Below are 15,469 nucleotides of genomic sequence, written 5' to 3'. Positions count from 1 at the left end.
TGGAGTCCGTCACGTAAGTTACTTTCCACTTTCGGCATTGGCCTGGGGGGCCGCGGGGATCAAATTTTGCAGGGTGGTGAGGAGGTGGGTGTTGTCGCTGGCGTGGCGGGTGCGGAAGCCGGAATCGAGTTCGCGGGTGCCCAGCATCCAGCTGATCACCAGCAGCCCGTCCTTCTCGACGAATTTGCCGGCCATGCCGCTTTCCCGCCGAACCCCCGTGAGGCGGGCGGCCGGAATGAAGACCGGTCCGGCGCCGGAACGCTCGAACAGCACGCCCTGGGGGTGGATGCTGAGTTCGGCGTTGGTGCGCAAACCCAGGTTGTGGACCGCGATGCGGTCCAGCCAGTCACCGGCGGTGGTGGTGGCGACGTACTGGCCGTCGGCGACTGCCAGCGCCGCGCCCAGTTCCGCCGGGACCTCCGGGAGCGGGTCGACGTCGGCTTGCCGGCGCAGGCGGTTCCGCCAGCCGAACCAGATCAGCAACAACGCGACGCCGACCAGGACCAGGACCAGGAGCAGGGAGAGTTCCTTGACCATCAGTGGGACCCCGCCGTTGCGGCGCCGGGCAGGTCTGTCGTCTCCGGGAGCCACCGGTAGGGGGTGTTGAGTGCTCCGTTGAGAACGGTCGGGTGGCCCCTGAAGAACGTCGCCACCACCTTGCCGGGAAGTTCCCGGCCGGCAAACGGTGAGTTACGGCCCATGGTTGCCATCTTAGAAGGGTCCACGGTCCAACGCGCAGCCGGGTCCACGAGTATGACGTTGGCGGGTTCGCCGGGAGTTAGCGGGCGGCCCTGGTCGGTGAGCCTGCCAATCGCGGCCGGCGCGGCGGAGGTTACCCGGGCGAAGTCGGCCCAGCCCATCAGGCCGGTTTCAATCATGGTGTGCTGCACCACGGACAGCGCGGTTTCCAGTCCGGTCATGCCCATCGCGGCCTGCGCCCATTCGCATTCCTTGTGCTCGCTGGGGTGCGGGGCGTGGTCGGTGCCGACGACGTCGATGGTGCCGTCCGCCAGGGCGGCCCGCAGCGCCTGGACATCGGCATCGGTGCGCAGCGGCGGGTTGACCTTGTAGACGGGATCGTAGCTGCGGGCGAGCTCGTCCGTGAGCCAGAGGTGGTGCGGCGTGACCTCGGCGGTTACGTTGACACCCCGGGATTTGGCCCAGCGGATGATCTCCACGGACCCGGCGGTGGAGACGTGGCAGACGTGGAGGCGGGACCCGACGTGCTGGGCGAGCAGCACGTCGCGGGCAATGATGCTTTCCTCGGCGACGGCGGGCCAGCCGGTGAGGCCGAGGACGGCGGAGACCACGCCTTCGTTCATTTGCGCGCCGGCGGTCAGCCGCGGTTCCTGCGCGTGCTGGGCAACGACGCCGTCGAACGCCTTGACGTATTCCAGGGCGCGGCGCATCAGGACGGGGTCGCTGACGCAGACGCCGTCGTCGGAGAAGACCCGGACCCGGGCGCGGGAGTCCGCCATCGCGCCGAGTTCGGCGAGTTGCTCCCCCGCGAGGCCCACAGTGACGGCACCCACCGGGCGGACGTCCACCCAGCCGGCGGCGCGGCCCAGCGTGAGGACCTGCTCGACGACGCCGGCAGTGTCCGCGACCGGGGTGCTGTTGGCCATCGCGTGGACGGCTGTGTAACCGCCCAGGGCCGCGGCGCGGGTGCCGGTCTCCACGGTTTCGGCATCCTCGCGGCCGGGTTCGCGCAGGTGGGTGTGGATGTCCACCATGCCGGGCAGGGCCACCAGTCCGGCCGCCTCAAGGACTGTGGCATTGCCGGCGTCGAGGTTCCCGCCCCGTTCGGTGATGATCCCGTCGCGGATCAGGAGATCTTCGGGGGCTCCGCCGAGGATGGCGGCGCCGCGGATCAGATAGGCGCCGGCGGCTGCGTCCTGGTGCTGTGGTGCCATTAGTGGCTCTCCTTGGTGGCGTGGGCGGAGGTGTGCTCTGCGGAGGGGGCATGGGAGGTCGAAGCCGGTTCGCGGGTGTCGCCGGAGAGCAGCAGGTACAGGGCCGCCATCCGGATGGACACACCGTTGCGGACCTGCGCGAGGACCGTGGAGCGGGGCGAATCGGCCGCGTTCGAGGAAATTTCCAGGCCGCGGTTCATCGGCCCGGGATGCAGGATGATGGTGTCCTTCAGGCCCAGGCTGTCCAGGGCGCGGAGCCGGTTGTCATCGAAGCCCCAGCGGCGGGAGTACTCGCGGGTGGTGGGGAAGTACGAGGCGTTCATCCGTTCGCCCTGGACGCGGAGCATCATCATCGCATCGACGCCGCGGGCGAGGGTCAGGTCGAGGTCGTAGCTGACGGTGCACGGCCACTTTTCAACGCCGATCGGCAGCAGCGTCGGCGGGGCGACCAGGGTGACCTCGGCGCCGAGGGTGCGCAGCAGCCACACGTTGGAGCGCGCCACCCGGGAGTGCAGCACATCACCGGCGATCGCGACCCGCATGCCTGTGAGGTCTGCCCCGGCCGAGGGGATGCCGGCCAGCCTGGACCAGTGCCGGCGCATGGTGAAGGCGTCCAGCAGTGCCTGGGTGGGGTGTTCGTGGGTGCCGTCGCCGGCGTTGATGACGGCGGCGTCGATCCAGTCCGTCGCCGCGAGCCGGTGCGGGGCGCCGGAGGCCCAGTGCCGGATGACGACGGCGTCCGCCCCCATCGCGGACAGCGTCTGGGCGGTGTCTTTGAGGGACTCGCCCTTGGAGACGGAGGATCCCTTCGCAGCGAAGTTGATGACGTCGGCGGAAAGCCGCTTGGCGGCGGCTTCGAAGGAAATGCGGGTGCGCGTGGAGTCCTCGAAAAAGAGGTTGACGACGGTCCGGCCGCGCAGGGTGGGAAGTTTCTTAACCTCACGTTCGCCCACGGCCGCCATTTCCTCGGCGGTGTCGAGGATGCGGATCGCGTTGGACCGGCTCAGGTCTTCGGTGGAGAGCAGGTGCCTCACGCGGTGGCCTCGATGACCACTTCGTTGACGGGGGCGCCGTCGATCACGTCGGTCTCGGCCAGCCGGACCCGGACTTTCTCGACGGAGGAGGTGGGGAGGTTCTTTCCGACGTGGTCGGCGCGGATAGGCAGTTCGCGGTGGCCGCGGTCGATCAACACTGCCAGCCGGACGATCCGCGGACGGCCGAGGTCGATGATGGCATCGAGGGCGGCCCGGATGGTGCGGCCGGAATACAGGACGTCGTCGATCAGCACCACCACCTTGTTATCGATGCCGGTGCGGGGCAGCAGGGTGGGGTACGGCGGCCGCGTGGCCTGGTGGGAAAGGTCGTCGCGGAACATGGTCACATCCAGCTGACCGACGATCGCGGCGGGATCCACGGTGGGGTCGGCGGCGGCAATCTTGGCTGCGAGCCGGACGGCGAGGGGGTACCCGCGCCGCGGAATACCCAGCAGGACCAGGTCCTGGGAGCCCTTGTTGGACTCGAGAATCTCATGGGCGATACGAGTGAGTGCACGGTCGATGTCCGCCTGGTTCAGTACTACACGGGTGAGTACAACCTTGGCCGGAACCGGTGCTTCTGGAGCAGAAGTCAACGCTCGTCTCCCCTTTCCCCGCCTCACGGGACGGAATTAAAAAAGGATTGTTTGCGGTTCCAAATTACCACAGCGACACCTGCGGCCCGGCCCCGCCGACATGCGTTTAACCTCACAGGGACATAGGCTCAAACCATGACCACGAATGAGCCGCGCCCCGGGCAGAACCACCCCGGATACTCCCCCGGCAGCCGGCGGCCGCTGCCCCAGCAGGCGAATCCAACGTGGCTGGGGCACGTCCAGCCGGAGTACTACCGGCAGGCTCCGGCCCCCGACGGCGGTCCGTTCCAACCGGTGCGTCCCGCCGCCGTGACGCCGGTCCTCCCGCCGGTCCAGCGCCGGCGCGGGTCCGCCGGCGTCGTGGGGCTCGTGGTGGGCGGCGGCTTCCTCGCGTTTATGAGCCTGTTCCTGGTGCTGCCCTTCCTGCTGGGCAGCACCGGCGGGTCCGGTTTTGTTATCGGCTTTATCGCTTCGCTGATTCCGCTGGCCACCGTGCTGTTGACAGTGCGCTTCATTGACCGGTGGGAGCCTGAGCCCAAGCCCCTGCTGTTATTCGCCTTTGGCTGGGGATCGGTGGTGTCCATCGCCGTGACGATCCTGCTCCAACCCTACTTCTCGCTGATCGCCGGACCCGCGTCGGGGCTGGACTCCACGACGTTCGCCGTGACGGTCCAGGCACCGGTGGTGGAGGAATTCGCCAAGTCACTGGGCCTGCTGCTGCTCCTGCTCCTCGCCCGGAAACACTTCGACGGGCCGGTGGACGGGGTGGTGTTTGCCTTCACGATCGCGGCCGGTTTTGCGTTCACCGAGAACATCCTTTACTTTGGCCGGGCTATCGCCGTGTCCAGCGACCCCGGAACGGACCTCGCCGTGGTGTTCTTCCTGCGCGGGGTCATGTCCCCCTTCGCGCACGCCATTTTCACGGGCACCACCGGACTCATCCTGGGTTTCGCCGCGCGCCGCGGGGGCACCGGCCTGATGCTTCTCGCGTTCGTCGTGGGCCTCGTTCCCGCGATGTTGCTGCACAGCGGCTGGAACAGCATGGGCCGGGACTTCCTGGCACAGTACTTGCTGGTCCAGGTCCCCATCTTCCTGCTGGCGGTGGTGGTTATTGTGCTGCTGCGGGTGGCGGAGCGGCGGCTGACCCGCCAGCGGCTTAAGGAGTACGCGGCGGCGGGCTGGTTCACCGCCGCCGAGGTGGACATGCTGGCCACTGCCGGCGGCCGGCGGGCGGCCCTGCGCTGGGCCAGGTCCATCGGCCGCGGCCCGCAGATGAAAGCCTTGCTCCGCTCCGCCACCGACCTCGCCTTCACGCGTCAGCGGATCCTCAGCGGCCGCGACGTCCCGGCGCATCAGCTCGACGAGCAGCACCAGCTCGCCGGGATCGGTGGACTCCGGGCCGCCGTCCTCGGCTGACCCCGGCGGATGGAGCCTGGAACGCATGTTCCCTGCGAACCCAGGAACCCCGCCCGGGACACCCGGGCGGGGTTCATGTGGAGCGTGGCGGGTCGTCAGGCGAGCAGTGAGGGTTTCAGCTGCTGGAGCCGGCCCAACAGCCCGTTGATGAACTGCGGGGACTCGTCTGTGGAGAGGGTCTTGGCCAGCGCCACGGCCTCGCTGACAGCAACGCCGTCGGGGACGTCGTCGTTGTAAAGCAGCTCCCAGGTGCCGATGCGCAGGATGATGCGGTCCACCGACGGCATCCGCTCCAGCGTCCAGCCCTGCGAGTAGGTTTCGAGGAATTCATCGATGGCCACCTGGTGGGAGAGAACTCCTTCGACGATGTCGAGGGTGTAGGGATTGACGATCTGGTCCGTCACCTCCCGGCGGGACTTCAGCACATCGAGTGCCGACACCGAGCGCTGCTCCGCTTCGAAGAGAACATCCAGAGCCCGGTTGCGGGCTTTACCGCGTGCACTCACTAGTCGTTGACCCTGCCAAGGTAGCTGCCGTCACGGGTATCCACCTTGACCTTGGTGTTGTTCTCGACAAACAGCGGCACCTGGATTTCGTAGCCGGTTTCGAGCGTGGCGGGCTTGGTGCCGGCGGAGGAACGGTCACCCTGCAGGCCCGGCTCGGTGTAGGTGATTTCGAGGACGACGCTCGGGGGCAGTTCGATGTAGAGCGGGTTGCCCTCGTGGATGGCGATGTTGACCATCTGGTTTTCGAGCATGAAGTTGGTAGCGTCACCGACGGTGGCACCGGAAACGGTGAGCTGGTCGAAGTCGGATGTGTCCATGAAGACGAAGTCGGCGCCGTCCTGGTACAGGTACTGGTAGTCACGGCGGTCCACCGTGGCGGTCTCGATCTTAAGTCCGGCGTTGAAGGTCTTGTCGACGACCTTGCCGGACATCACGTTGCGCATCTTGGTGCGCACGAACGCTCCACCCTTGCCGGGCTTGACGTGCTGGAACTCGATGATGTTCCAAAGCTGGCCTTCCAGCTTCAGGACGGTTCCGTTCTTGATGTCGTTAGTGGTTGCCACAATTCCCTCTTAGTTTCATTGTTGACTGGTTCTAGCCACCAGCCGCTTATGCCAGGCAGGCATGCCGTCGGGCCCGCCAGCGCGTGTTTATCAAAAATCCAAGAACCATTCTACCGGTTCTGGCGTTCCGCTGCCGGACGGGCCCCAACCTACCGGGCCGGGGCCCCGGCCCGGGCGGCTCAGGCGTCGAGTTCCAGGACGTAGCGCGCCCGCTGCAGCGCCACCGTGGCGGCGTAAATCAGTGCCGCGTCGGCTGACCCGGCCACGCGGAGGTCCAGGGCCTTCGTGAAATTTTCGACGGCGGCGCCCGGGTTGCCGCTGGCGAAGTAGGACTGGCCGAGGTGCTGGCGGATGACGGCCTCGTCCGGTGTCCCGCGCGTTTCTGCCAGCAGCTGGCGGAACAGGTCAACGGCCCGGTCGAGCCGGTGCGAGACCCGCAGGACGTCGGCTTCGAAGATGCGCAGGCGCAGGGAGGAGGGATCGCTGTAGCGGGCTTCGGCGAGCAGCTCGGCGGCCTCAGCGGGATGGCCTTCGACGAGGCGGACAAAAATCAGGTCACCGGGGTCGGTCGAAGCTGCCAGCGCGGTGGCGACCGCGTCCGGGTTGACGATCTGCGGCACGAGGCTCTCCGGATTGATTTTGATCCCGGGATATCCGGCGTCCGGCCAATCACTGGTGCCGCCTGGGACCGGGGCCATCAGGAGGCGATCTCCTGGTAGGCGGCGAACAGCAGCGAGGTATCCGGAACGTCGAGGATGCCGGGGCGGGCCACGCCGTCGAGCACCACGAAGCGCAGCAGGTCGCCACGGGACTTCTTGTCCCGGCGCATGCCATCGAGCAGCGCCTGCCACCGGTCGCGCCGGTAGGTGATGGGCAGCCCGAGGCTTTCCAGGATGCTGCGGTGCCGGTCGGCGTCGGCGTCGCTGAGACGGCCGACACTGCGCGCCAGTTCCGCGGCGAACATCATGCCGACGGAGACGGCGGCGCCGTGGCGCCACGAGTACCGCTCGGCAAGCTCGATTGCGTGGCCCAGGGTATGGCCGTAATTGAGGATTTCGCGCTGGCCGGTTTCCTTCAAATCCTCCGAAACCACCCGTGCCTTGACAGTGATGGCCCGTTCGATGAGCTCCCGCACAGCGTCCGAGCGGGGATCCGTGACGGCAGCCGGGTCTTTTTCGAGCAGGTCGAGGATGGCCGGGTCGGCGATGAAGCCGCACTTGATGACCTCGGCCATGCCGGAGATCATCTCGTTCCGGGGCAGGGTCTCCAGGGTGTCGAGGTCCGCGAGGACACCGGCGGGAGGGTGGAAGGCGCCCACAAGGTTTTTGCCTTCGGCGGTGTTGATGCCGGTCTTGCCGCCGACGGCCGCGTCCACCATCCCCAGCAGGGAGGTGGGCATGTGAATGACTTTGACGCCGCGCAGCCATGTCGCAGCCACGAAGCCGGCCAGGTCCGTGACCGCCCCGCCGCCGACTGCGACGACGGCGTCGGAGCGGGTGAAGTCGTTCTGGCCCAGTACCTGCCAGCAGAAGGACGCCACCTCAATGTGCTTGCCTTCTTCCGCGTCCGGGATCTCCGCTGTGAGGGCCGTGAATCCGGCCGAGGCGAGCTCCTCCCGGACCGTGTCGCCGGTGAGGCGCAGCGCCCGCGGGTGGATAACGAGGACGCGTTTGACCCGCTCCCCCAGCAGTCCCGGAAGGCGCGCCAGCAGGCCGCGGCCCACCACGACGTCGTAATTCTCGGCAACGGTCTGCCCAGTGACGCTGATAACGGTTGATTCGGTGATCACTTTTCAACTTCCTTTGTTGCCGCCGCCGCGGGTCCGGCTGCGGTTTCCGCAGTGGCGAACCCGCGCAGCGCATCTTCCAGCCGGTGCGCGATGTCCGGAACGGACCCGCTCCGCACGTCCAGCACCACGTCGGCGAGCCGTTCATAGACCGGCCGCCGGGTGGCGAACAACGTCTTCCAACGCTCCATGGCGTCCCCTGCCAGCAAGGGACGGCTGGCGTTCCTGGCAATGCGCTCCGCCACGGTGTCCGCATCGCATTCAAGGTAGACCACGGTACAGTGCTCCAGCAATTGCTGTGTGCCGGAGTCCAGCACGGCGCCCCCGCCAAGGGAGATCACCGTGTTGCTGCCGAGTGCGTCTTCGATGGCCCGGGCGACGGCCCTGGCCTCGAGTTCACGGAACGTGCACTCACCACGGCTGGCGAAGATGTCGGCGATGGATCCGTGTGCGGCGACCACCACGACGTCGGTGTCCACGAACGAGGCTCCCAGTTGCAACGCCAACTGGCGTCCGATGGCTGACTTGCCGACGGCCATGGGTCCAATCAGTGCGATGGGCCGGGCACCCGTCCTGGCCGGCGGGGCCGGCATGTCGGACGGCACTACTGCCCGATCGAGTCCAGGGACGCCGGAATGTTGTCCAGGTAACCCTTGATGTTGCGGGCGGTTTCCTGCACGGAATCGCCGCCGAACTTTTCGGTGACCGCCTCGGCCAGGACCAGGGCCACCATGGCCTCGGCCACGACGCCGGCTGCGGGAACCGCACAAACGTCCGAGCGCTGGTGGTGGGCTTTGGCGGCCTCGCCGGTGCTGACATCGATGGTGCGCAGGGCCCGGGGCACCGTGGCGATCGGCTTCATGGCGGCGCGGACGCGCAGGACGTCACCGATGCTCATGCCGCCCTCGATGCCGCCGGCGCGGTTGGACGTGCGGATAATTCTGCCGTCGGCGTCTTTGACGATTTCGTCATGGGCGGCCGACCCGCGGCGCGACGCCGTGAGGAACCCGTCGCCCACTTCGACACCCTTGATGGCCTGGATGCCCATCAAGGCAGCCGCCAGCCGTGAATCGAGGCGGCGGTCCCAATGGACGTAGCTGCCCAGCCCCGGCGGAAGTCCGTAGGCGAGGACCTCGACGACTCCACCGAGGGTTTCGCCTTCCTTGTGCGCGGCATCGACCTCGGCGACCATGGCGTCGGAGGTTTCCCGGTCAAAGCAGCGCAGCGGGTCCGCGTCGAGGGCCAGGACGTCGCCGGGAACCGGCAGCGGCCGGCCTTCAGGCACTGAGGTGCTGGCAATCGACACGGTGTGGGAGACGAGCTCGATGCCGAGCTGTCCAAGGAAGGCGGAGGCGACTGTGCCAAGGGCCACCCTGGTCGCCGTTTCCCGGGCGCTGGCGCGCTCCAGCACGGGCCGGGCTTCGTCAAAGCCGTATTTCTGCATGCCGGTGAAGTCAGCATGGCCGGGCCGGGGCCGGGTCAGCGGCGCATTGCGGGCCTGGTTGGCGAGGATGTCCGGGTCCACCGGGTCAGCAGACATGATCTGCTCCCACTTGGGCCATTCGGTGTTGCCCACCTGGATGGCGACCGGGCCGCCCTGGGTAGTTCCGTGGCGGACTCCGCCGAGGATCGTGACGGCGTCCTGTTCGAATTTCATCCTCGCTCCGCGGCCGTAGCCGAGCCGCCGGCGGGCCAGCGAATCGGCGATTTGCGCGCTGGTGAGTTCAACACCGGCGGGCACGCCTTCAATAATTCCGACCAGGGCCGGCCCATGGGATTCTCCGGCAGTCAACCAACGCAGCATAAAATCCATCCTGCCATGTAAGGCGGTTAGAACACCCGTCGGGGCGCACCGACTGCGTCACACATCACATCTATGACCTCCGGGGGCATGGCGTCCCCGAGGCCGGTGAAATGCCGGACCTGTTCCACGGCCTGGTAAATGAGCATCTCGAGCCCGGGCACGACGGCGCCGCCGGCCTCCTGCCAGGCGGAAGCGATCCGGCTGGGCCACGGGTCGTAGGCGACGTCCAGCAGAACCCCGGGCCGGGCCTGTGCGGTTTCTGCGTCGGTGTCGCCCGCGCGGTGTGCGAACGCCTGCGCCAGGTCTGCGGCCAGCGGGTCCGCTGCCCTTGGCGGAAGGGTGGATATTACGACGTCGGCCCCGGCTGCTGCCGCTGCGACGCCGGCCATTGGAAGAACCCGGACCGGGAGGCCGACGGCGGCGGCAGCCGCCCGGGCCTCCGCGGCACGGCTGACATCGCGGACGAAAACGTCAACTCGCGGCGCACCCAGGATCTTCAGCGCGGCGATGGCGGCGGCGGACGTCCCGCCGCCGCCCAGGACGACGGCGGTGGGCGCGGAAGCGGCGCCGGCGTGGCGGAGGGCGTTGACGATTCCGGCGACGTCGGTGTTGTAGCCGATCAGGCGGAGGGGGCCGGTTACGGGGCCGATGGGTTCGAACGCGACCGTGTTCACGACGCCGAGGTCGCGGGCCACGCCGCGCACCTCATCGAGTTCCCGGACCACCGCGGACTTCAGCGGCATGGTGACCGACAGGCCGCGCCAACTCTTCCCCTGCCGGAGGTCGTTCCGGACCCGGGCCAGGAAGCCCGGCAGGGCGTCCTCGGTCACGTCAACCGCCGCGTAATCCAGCGCCACGCCGAGAAAATCGTAGGCTGCACGGTGCAGGGCCGGGGACTTGGAGTGGCTGATCGGGTGCCCGAGCACGGCTGCCCGGGGCATCATACGCAGCGGCCGGCGTTCGCCTCACACCACGCGTTGTACTTGGCCACGTTCGTGTTGTGCTCCGCGAGGGTCTTGGAGAACAGGGTCTCCTTGGTGTCCAGGTTGATGGTCACCCAGTAAAGGTAATCGTTCACCTTGGGGTTGGCGGCCGCGTCGATCGCGGTCTTGCCCGGCGAACCGATGGGTCCCACCGGCAGGCCGGGGTTTGCGTAGGTGTTATAGGGGTTGGACTTGTCGGCTTTCTGCGCTTCGTCGATGTGGAAGCTCTTAATGCCGAGCCCGTAGGTTACCGTCGCATCGGACTGGATCAGGCCGATCGTCTCGGTGTTGTCAGGCTTGAGGCGGTTGTAAATGGCGCCGGCCACATCGCCGTATTCCGCCTGGCCGCCCTCGGCCTGGACGATGCTGGCAACGGTGACGGCGTCGTATTGTTTTGCCGGATCGGTGACGCCCTGGGACTTCAGCTCGTCCAGCGTGGTGGTTACGAGCTTTTGCAGGACGTCCTTGGCGGGTGTGCCCAGCGGGAACCGGTACTCGCCCGGGGCCAGGAAGCCCTCGAGGTTCTTGGCCTTGGCCGGGACGCCGAATTGCGCGGGCGATTCGTTAAGTGCCTTGAGGTCGGACGCCGCCACGCCGGTGCCCTCGGAGATGGCCTGCAGTGATTCGCCGATGCGCAGGCCGGCGCTGAGGGCAACGTACATGACCTTTTCCTGGTCCTTGTTCAGCAGCACCGCGACGGCGTCGGAATTCTTCATTTCGTTGCGCATGGTGAAGTCCCCGGGGGCCAGCGCCCCGCCGGAGGCCAGGAACTCCTTGAGGAAGGAGTCGGCGTTGGCCACGACCTTCTTCGCCTGCAGCTCCGTGGCCACGGACTTCGGCCCTGAGCCCGGCGGAACGGTGATGAGCACTTCACCGGTTCCGGGGCCGGGATAATCAGCTACGGTGTCCCCGCCCAGCAAGGGCTTGAGGAACTGCGCACCGACAGCGACTGCCACCACAAAAACGATCAGGGTCAGCAACAACGCAAAGATGCGACGCCTGCGGCGGACCTTCCTGGACGGGCTCTTGGACGTTCGGATTGCGGCACCTTCGGCCAGCACAACGCGGCCATCTTCCTCTGGGTGTTCATCATGCGGGAGTTCATCAAGCGGATGGCCGTCCGCGGGGTGTTCATCATGCGGGAGTTCATCAAGCGGATGGCCGTCCGCGGGGTGTTCATCGAGAGGGTACCCGGCGGCGTCGTACCCGGCGTGGCTTTCTGCGGTCACTTCGTGCACAGTAGGGTCCGCCGGAGGCAGATCCGGCGTACCGGGAGCAGGGGTACCCGCCCCGGTCCCGGGCTCCAGCGGCTGGACAGTGTCATAACCTGCAGTGCCGTAACCTGCAATGCCGTAACCTTCAGTGCCGTAACCTTCAGCGTCATGGCCGTCAGCGGAATGGCCGTCAGTGCCGTGGCGCGTCTCCTGGGCCCTGGGCTCCTTGCGCGTCAGCCCTCGTTCGGCGTCGTCGAATGCATCGCCGGAGGAGTCGTCACTGTTGACCGGGCTCACGTTAGCCTTCCATTTTGGGCAAAATGCGTGACGCAGAATGCTCGTTTAGTGCCGGGCCGGCCTGTGCGCCGTCCCCGGTTGGCCCCGGTGTGGCATCCGCGTAGACGCGGATTCCAATCTCCGTCCCCCTGGCCTTTTGCATATCGATCGCGTGTTGCAGAATACCTGCGGCCGCAACCTGATCAACCACTTTACGGTGGTTCCGGCTGCTCATGCCAGCTTCGTGCAGGTGCCGGTGGGCGGAAACCGTACTGAGCCGCTCGTCCACCAGCCGCACCGGAACCTCAGCACCGATCTCCCGTAGTCTACTTGCCAGTATTTGCGCATAATCCGTGGCCATCCGCGCCGAGGCGTGCTCCTCGCCTTTCAGCGTCCGGGGCAACCCTACGATGATCTCCACGGCGCCAAGTTCCTCGGCCAGGGCCGCGAGGATCCGCACGTCCGAGTTCTTCTTCGCATTCCGATCCAAGGTGCGCAACGGCGTGGCCAGAATGCCGTCACGGTCGCAGACTGCCACGCCCACCCGCACAGTGCCGACGTCGACCCCGAGTTTAACGCCGTGGAGGTACCCGCCGGGTACGGCCGTGTCGTTCATGGCTGGTCCGTTATCGCCGGGTGATGGCGTCCACGACGGCGGCGAGGGCCTCGCCGACCTTGGTGGCGTCGGTGCCGCCGCCCTGGGCGACGTCGTCCTTGCCGCCGCCACCGCCGCCGAGGATGCCGGCGGCCAGACGCACCAGGGCACCAGCCTTGACTCCGGCCGACCGGGCGGCGTCATTCGTGGTGATCAGGATGACCGGGCGGTCGTTGCTGACACCGGCGACGGCGACCGCGGCCGGCTCGGAGCCGAGGCGGGTCCGCAGGTCAAGGGCCAGGCCGCGGAGGTCGTCCGCGCCGCTGACGTGGCCGGCGTCGTGCGCGATGACCTTGATGCCGGCCGCGTCCTTGGCTGTGCCCACGAGCTGTCCGGCCGCTGCCGTGAGCTGTTCCTTGCGCATGCGCTCAAGTTCCTTCTCGGCAGTCTTGAGCTTGGTCAAGGTGGCGGCGATCCGGTCCGCGAGCAGACCGGAGGGAACCTTGAGCATGTCAGTGAGTTCCGTGACCAGGGCGCGTTCCGCGGCGAGGTGGCGGAAGGCATCCATGCCGACAAAAGCCTCGACGCGGCGGTTTCCTGACCCGACGGATTGCTCCCCGAGCAGCGAGAGGCTGCCAATCAGGGAGGTGTTCCCGACGTGCGTGCCGCCGCAGAGTTCACGGGACCAGGCGCCGTCGATCTCCACGACCCGGACTTCGTTGCCGTAGTTTTCACCGAACAGGGCCATGGCCCCGAGAGCCTTGGCCTCGGCGAGACCCATGACCTTGGTCTCCACCCGGTAATTGTTGCGGATGGCGATATTGGAGACTTCCTCGATCTCGGAGCGGGTGGCAGGGCTCAGGCCCTCGCCCCACGCGAAGTCGAAGCGCAGGTAGCCGGCCTTGTTGAAGGAGCCGCGCTGCAGCGCTTCGGGACCGAGGATCTGGTGCAGGGCCGCGTGCACGATGTGCGTGCCAGTGTGGGCCTGCTCCGCGGCGTGGCGGCGTTCGCGGTCCACAGCTGCCAGGACCTGCGAGTCGGAGCCGATTTCACCCTCGCGGACAATTGCCTTGTGCACGCTCAGGCCCTTGAGGGGGCGCTGGACGTCGAGGACTTCGACAACGAAGCCGTCGCCGGTGATCAGGCCGGTGTCGGCTGCCTGGCCGCCGGCCTCGGCGTAAAACGGGGTCTCGGCGAGGACCAGCTCGATTTCCTCACCGGTGGACGCCTGCGAAACCTTGCGACCGCCGGCGAGGATGCCGCGGACCGTGGACTCGCCCGCGAGTTCGGTGTAGCCGGTGAAGACGGTCTCACCGGCGGAGAGCAGATCCTGAAAAGCGCTGAGGTCCGCGTGGGACCCTTTCTTGCCCTTGGCGTCGGCCTGGGCGCGCTGGCGCTGTTCGAGCATGAGTTTGCGGAATTCGGGCTCGTCGACCTTGAGCCCGGCTTCCTCGGCCATTTCCAGGGTGAGGTCGATCGGGAACCCGTAGGTGTCATGCAAGGCGAAGGCGTCGGCGCCGGAGAGCGGCCGGTGGGCGGCCTGGGATTCCTTGACAGCGTCCTCAAGCCGGGCGGTGCCGGAGGCTATGGTGCGCAGGAACGCCTTCTCTTCGGCGTAGGCGATGCGGCTGATCCGGTCGAAGTCCGTCTCCACGATCGGGTAGACGCCCTTCATGGCGTCACGTGAGGCGGGCAGCAGCTCCGGAAGGCAGGCCTTTTCGACGCCGAGCAGGCGCATGGAGCGCACAGCACGGCGGATCAGGCGGCGCAGCACGTAGCCGCGGCCCTCGTTGGAGGGGGTCACGCCGTCGGCGATCAACATCAGGGAGGAACGGATATGGTCCGCGACCACGCGCATCCGGACGTCATCAGTGTGGTGGGGGTCCTCCGGGGTCTCGGCCGAAGTGTAGGGCCGGCCGGAGAGCTCCGCGGCCCTGTCAATGACCGGGCGGACCTGGTCCGTCTCGTACATGTTCTCGACGTCCTGCAGGATCATCGCCAGACGTTCCATGCCGAGACCGGTGTCAATGTTCTTCTTGGGCAGTTCGCCCGTGATGTCGAAGTCCACTTTGGAGCGCACGTTGTCGATCTGGTACTGCATGAACACGAGGTTCCAGATTTCCACGTAGCGGTTCTCGTCGGCGATGGGGCCGCCCTCGACACCGTAGGACGGGCCGCGGTCGTAGTAGATCTCGGAGCAGGGGCCGGCCGGGCCGGGCTGGCCGGTGGACCAGTAGTTGTCCGCCTTGCCCATCCGCTGGATCCGCGCCGCGGGCATGCCGGTGTTGGTGAGCCAGAGCTGCTCCGCCTCGTCGTCCTCTTCGTAGACGGTGACCCAGAGCCGCTCGGGCGGCAGTCCGTAGCCGCCGTCGCCGACGCCGGTGGTTAGCAGCTCCCAGGCGAACTTGATGGCGTCTTCCTTGAAGTAATCGCCGAAGGAGAAGTTGCCGCACATCTGGAAGAACGTGCCGTGCCGGGCGGTCTTGCCCACTTCCTCAATATCGCCGGTCCGGATGCACTTCTGGACGCTGGTGGCGCGTTTGTACGGGGATTCCTCCCGGGCGGTCAGGTAGGGAATGAATGGAACCATGCCGGCCACGGTGAACAGCAGGGAGGGGTCGCTGGAGACCAGGGACGCCGAGGGGACCGGCGTGTGGCCCTTGCTGACAAAAAAGTCGATCCAGCGCTTGGTGATCTCCTGCGACTTCATGAGCTGATTACGTACCCTTCAATATTCACGGTGGTTGTGCTTCGCGGTGATTGTTCTTCGCGGTGGTCGTGGT

The 15,469-nt window shown here is 67.1% G+C and carries 15 protein-coding genes; 1 reads left to right on the top strand and 14 read right to left on the bottom strand.

The features are described from left to right. Window positions 1-18 precede the first annotated feature (18 nt). The 4 genes from RCH15_RS12310 to pyrR are packed head-to-tail and all read right to left on the bottom strand — an operon-like array spanning window position 19 to window position 3,543. Complete coding sequence (locus RCH15_RS12310; protein ID WP_326960946.1) at window positions 19-537, bottom strand: PH-like domain-containing protein; 519 nt, start codon at window positions 535-537, stop codon at window positions 19-21. Continuing rightward, window positions 537-1,913 carry a dihydroorotase gene (locus tag RCH15_RS12305; RefSeq protein WP_326960945.1) on the bottom strand — a complete coding sequence of 459 codons (1,377 nt, stop codon included), beginning with the start codon at window positions 1,911-1,913 and terminating at the stop codon, window positions 537-539. The genes RCH15_RS12310 and RCH15_RS12305 overlap by 1 nt, the downstream gene beginning before the upstream one ends. Beyond that, entirely contained in the window at window positions 1,913-2,947 is a 1,035-nt protein-coding gene (locus tag RCH15_RS12300; RefSeq protein ID WP_326960944.1) for an aspartate carbamoyltransferase catalytic subunit, read from the bottom strand. The genes RCH15_RS12305 and RCH15_RS12300 overlap by 1 nt, the downstream gene beginning before the upstream one ends. Beyond that, window positions 2,944-3,543: a bifunctional pyr operon transcriptional regulator/uracil phosphoribosyltransferase PyrR gene (gene pyrR, locus RCH15_RS12295; RefSeq protein WP_326960943.1), complete on the bottom strand. Its 600-nt coding sequence runs from the start codon at window positions 3,541-3,543 to the stop codon at window positions 2,944-2,946. The genes RCH15_RS12300 and pyrR overlap by 4 nt, the downstream gene beginning before the upstream one ends. A gap of 135 nt (window positions 3,544-3,678) precedes the next feature. On the opposite strand from pyrR, the gene RCH15_RS12290 reads away from it, so the two are divergent. Further along, entirely contained in the window at window positions 3,679-4,959 is a 1,281-nt protein-coding gene (locus RCH15_RS12290; RefSeq protein ID WP_326960942.1) for a PrsW family intramembrane metalloprotease, read from the top strand. A 95-nt stretch (window positions 4,960-5,054) separates the two neighbouring features. On the opposite strand, the gene nusB is transcribed toward RCH15_RS12290, so the two are convergent. The 10 genes from nusB to alaS all read right to left on the bottom strand — a co-directional run bounded on the left by nusB (window position 5,055) and on the right by alaS (window position 15,396). Continuing rightward, window positions 5,055-5,465: a transcription antitermination factor NusB gene (gene nusB, locus RCH15_RS12285; protein ID WP_326960941.1), complete on the bottom strand. Its 411-nt coding sequence runs from the start codon at window positions 5,463-5,465 to the stop codon at window positions 5,055-5,057. Then, window positions 5,465-6,028, bottom strand: a complete 564-nt coding sequence (gene efp / locus RCH15_RS12280) for an elongation factor P (RefSeq protein ID WP_326960940.1) — start codon at window positions 6,026-6,028, stop codon at window positions 5,465-5,467. The genes nusB and efp overlap by 1 nt, the downstream gene beginning before the upstream one ends. A 179-nt stretch (window positions 6,029-6,207) precedes the next feature. Beyond that, window positions 6,208-6,726: a tetratricopeptide repeat protein gene (locus RCH15_RS12275; RefSeq protein WP_326960939.1), complete on the bottom strand. Its 519-nt coding sequence runs from the start codon at window positions 6,724-6,726 to the stop codon at window positions 6,208-6,210. Then, window positions 6,726-7,817, bottom strand: coding sequence for a 3-dehydroquinate synthase (gene aroB, locus RCH15_RS12270; RefSeq protein WP_326960938.1), 1,092 nt, complete (start codon window positions 7,815-7,817; stop codon window positions 6,726-6,728). Before aroB ends, RCH15_RS12275 begins: the two co-directional genes overlap by 1 nt. Continuing rightward, window positions 7,814-8,407: a shikimate kinase gene (locus RCH15_RS12265; RefSeq protein ID WP_326960962.1), complete on the bottom strand. Its 594-nt coding sequence runs from the start codon at window positions 8,405-8,407 to the stop codon at window positions 7,814-7,816. The genes aroB and RCH15_RS12265 overlap by 4 nt, the downstream gene beginning before the upstream one ends. Before the next feature lie 11 nt (window positions 8,408-8,418). Beyond that, on the bottom strand, window positions 8,419-9,618 hold the full coding sequence (aroC, locus tag RCH15_RS12260) for a chorismate synthase (RefSeq protein ID WP_326960937.1): 1,200 nt from the start codon (window positions 9,616-9,618) through the stop codon (window positions 8,419-8,421). A 26-nt stretch (window positions 9,619-9,644) separates the two neighbouring features. Next, window positions 9,645-10,562: a shikimate dehydrogenase gene (locus RCH15_RS12255; protein ID WP_326960936.1), complete on the bottom strand. Its 918-nt coding sequence runs from the start codon at window positions 10,560-10,562 to the stop codon at window positions 9,645-9,647. Continuing rightward, complete coding sequence (gene mltG, locus RCH15_RS12250) at window positions 10,559-12,112, bottom strand: endolytic transglycosylase MltG (protein WP_326960935.1); 1,554 nt, start codon at window positions 12,110-12,112, stop codon at window positions 10,559-10,561. Before mltG ends, RCH15_RS12255 begins: the two co-directional genes overlap by 4 nt. Before the next feature lies 1 nt (window position 12,113). Beyond that, a complete protein-coding gene (ruvX, locus tag RCH15_RS12245; RefSeq protein ID WP_326960934.1) occupies window positions 12,114-12,707 on the bottom strand; it encodes a Holliday junction resolvase RuvX in 594 nt (197 codons plus the stop codon). Window positions 12,708-12,717: 10 nt separating this feature from the next. Further along, window positions 12,718-15,396 carry an alanine--tRNA ligase gene (gene alaS, locus RCH15_RS12240; protein ID WP_326960933.1) on the bottom strand — a complete coding sequence of 893 codons (2,679 nt, stop codon included), beginning with the start codon at window positions 15,394-15,396 and terminating at the stop codon, window positions 12,718-12,720. Between the last annotated feature and the right edge of the window lie 73 nt (window positions 15,397-15,469).

This window comes from Arthrobacter sp. MP_M4 (genome assembly GCF_035984855.1).
Lineage (GTDB): Bacteria > Actinomycetota > Actinomycetes > Actinomycetales > Micrococcaceae > Arthrobacter.
Note: the sequence above shows the minus strand (reverse complement) of the source record. Positions and strands in the feature narration are given on the sequence as shown.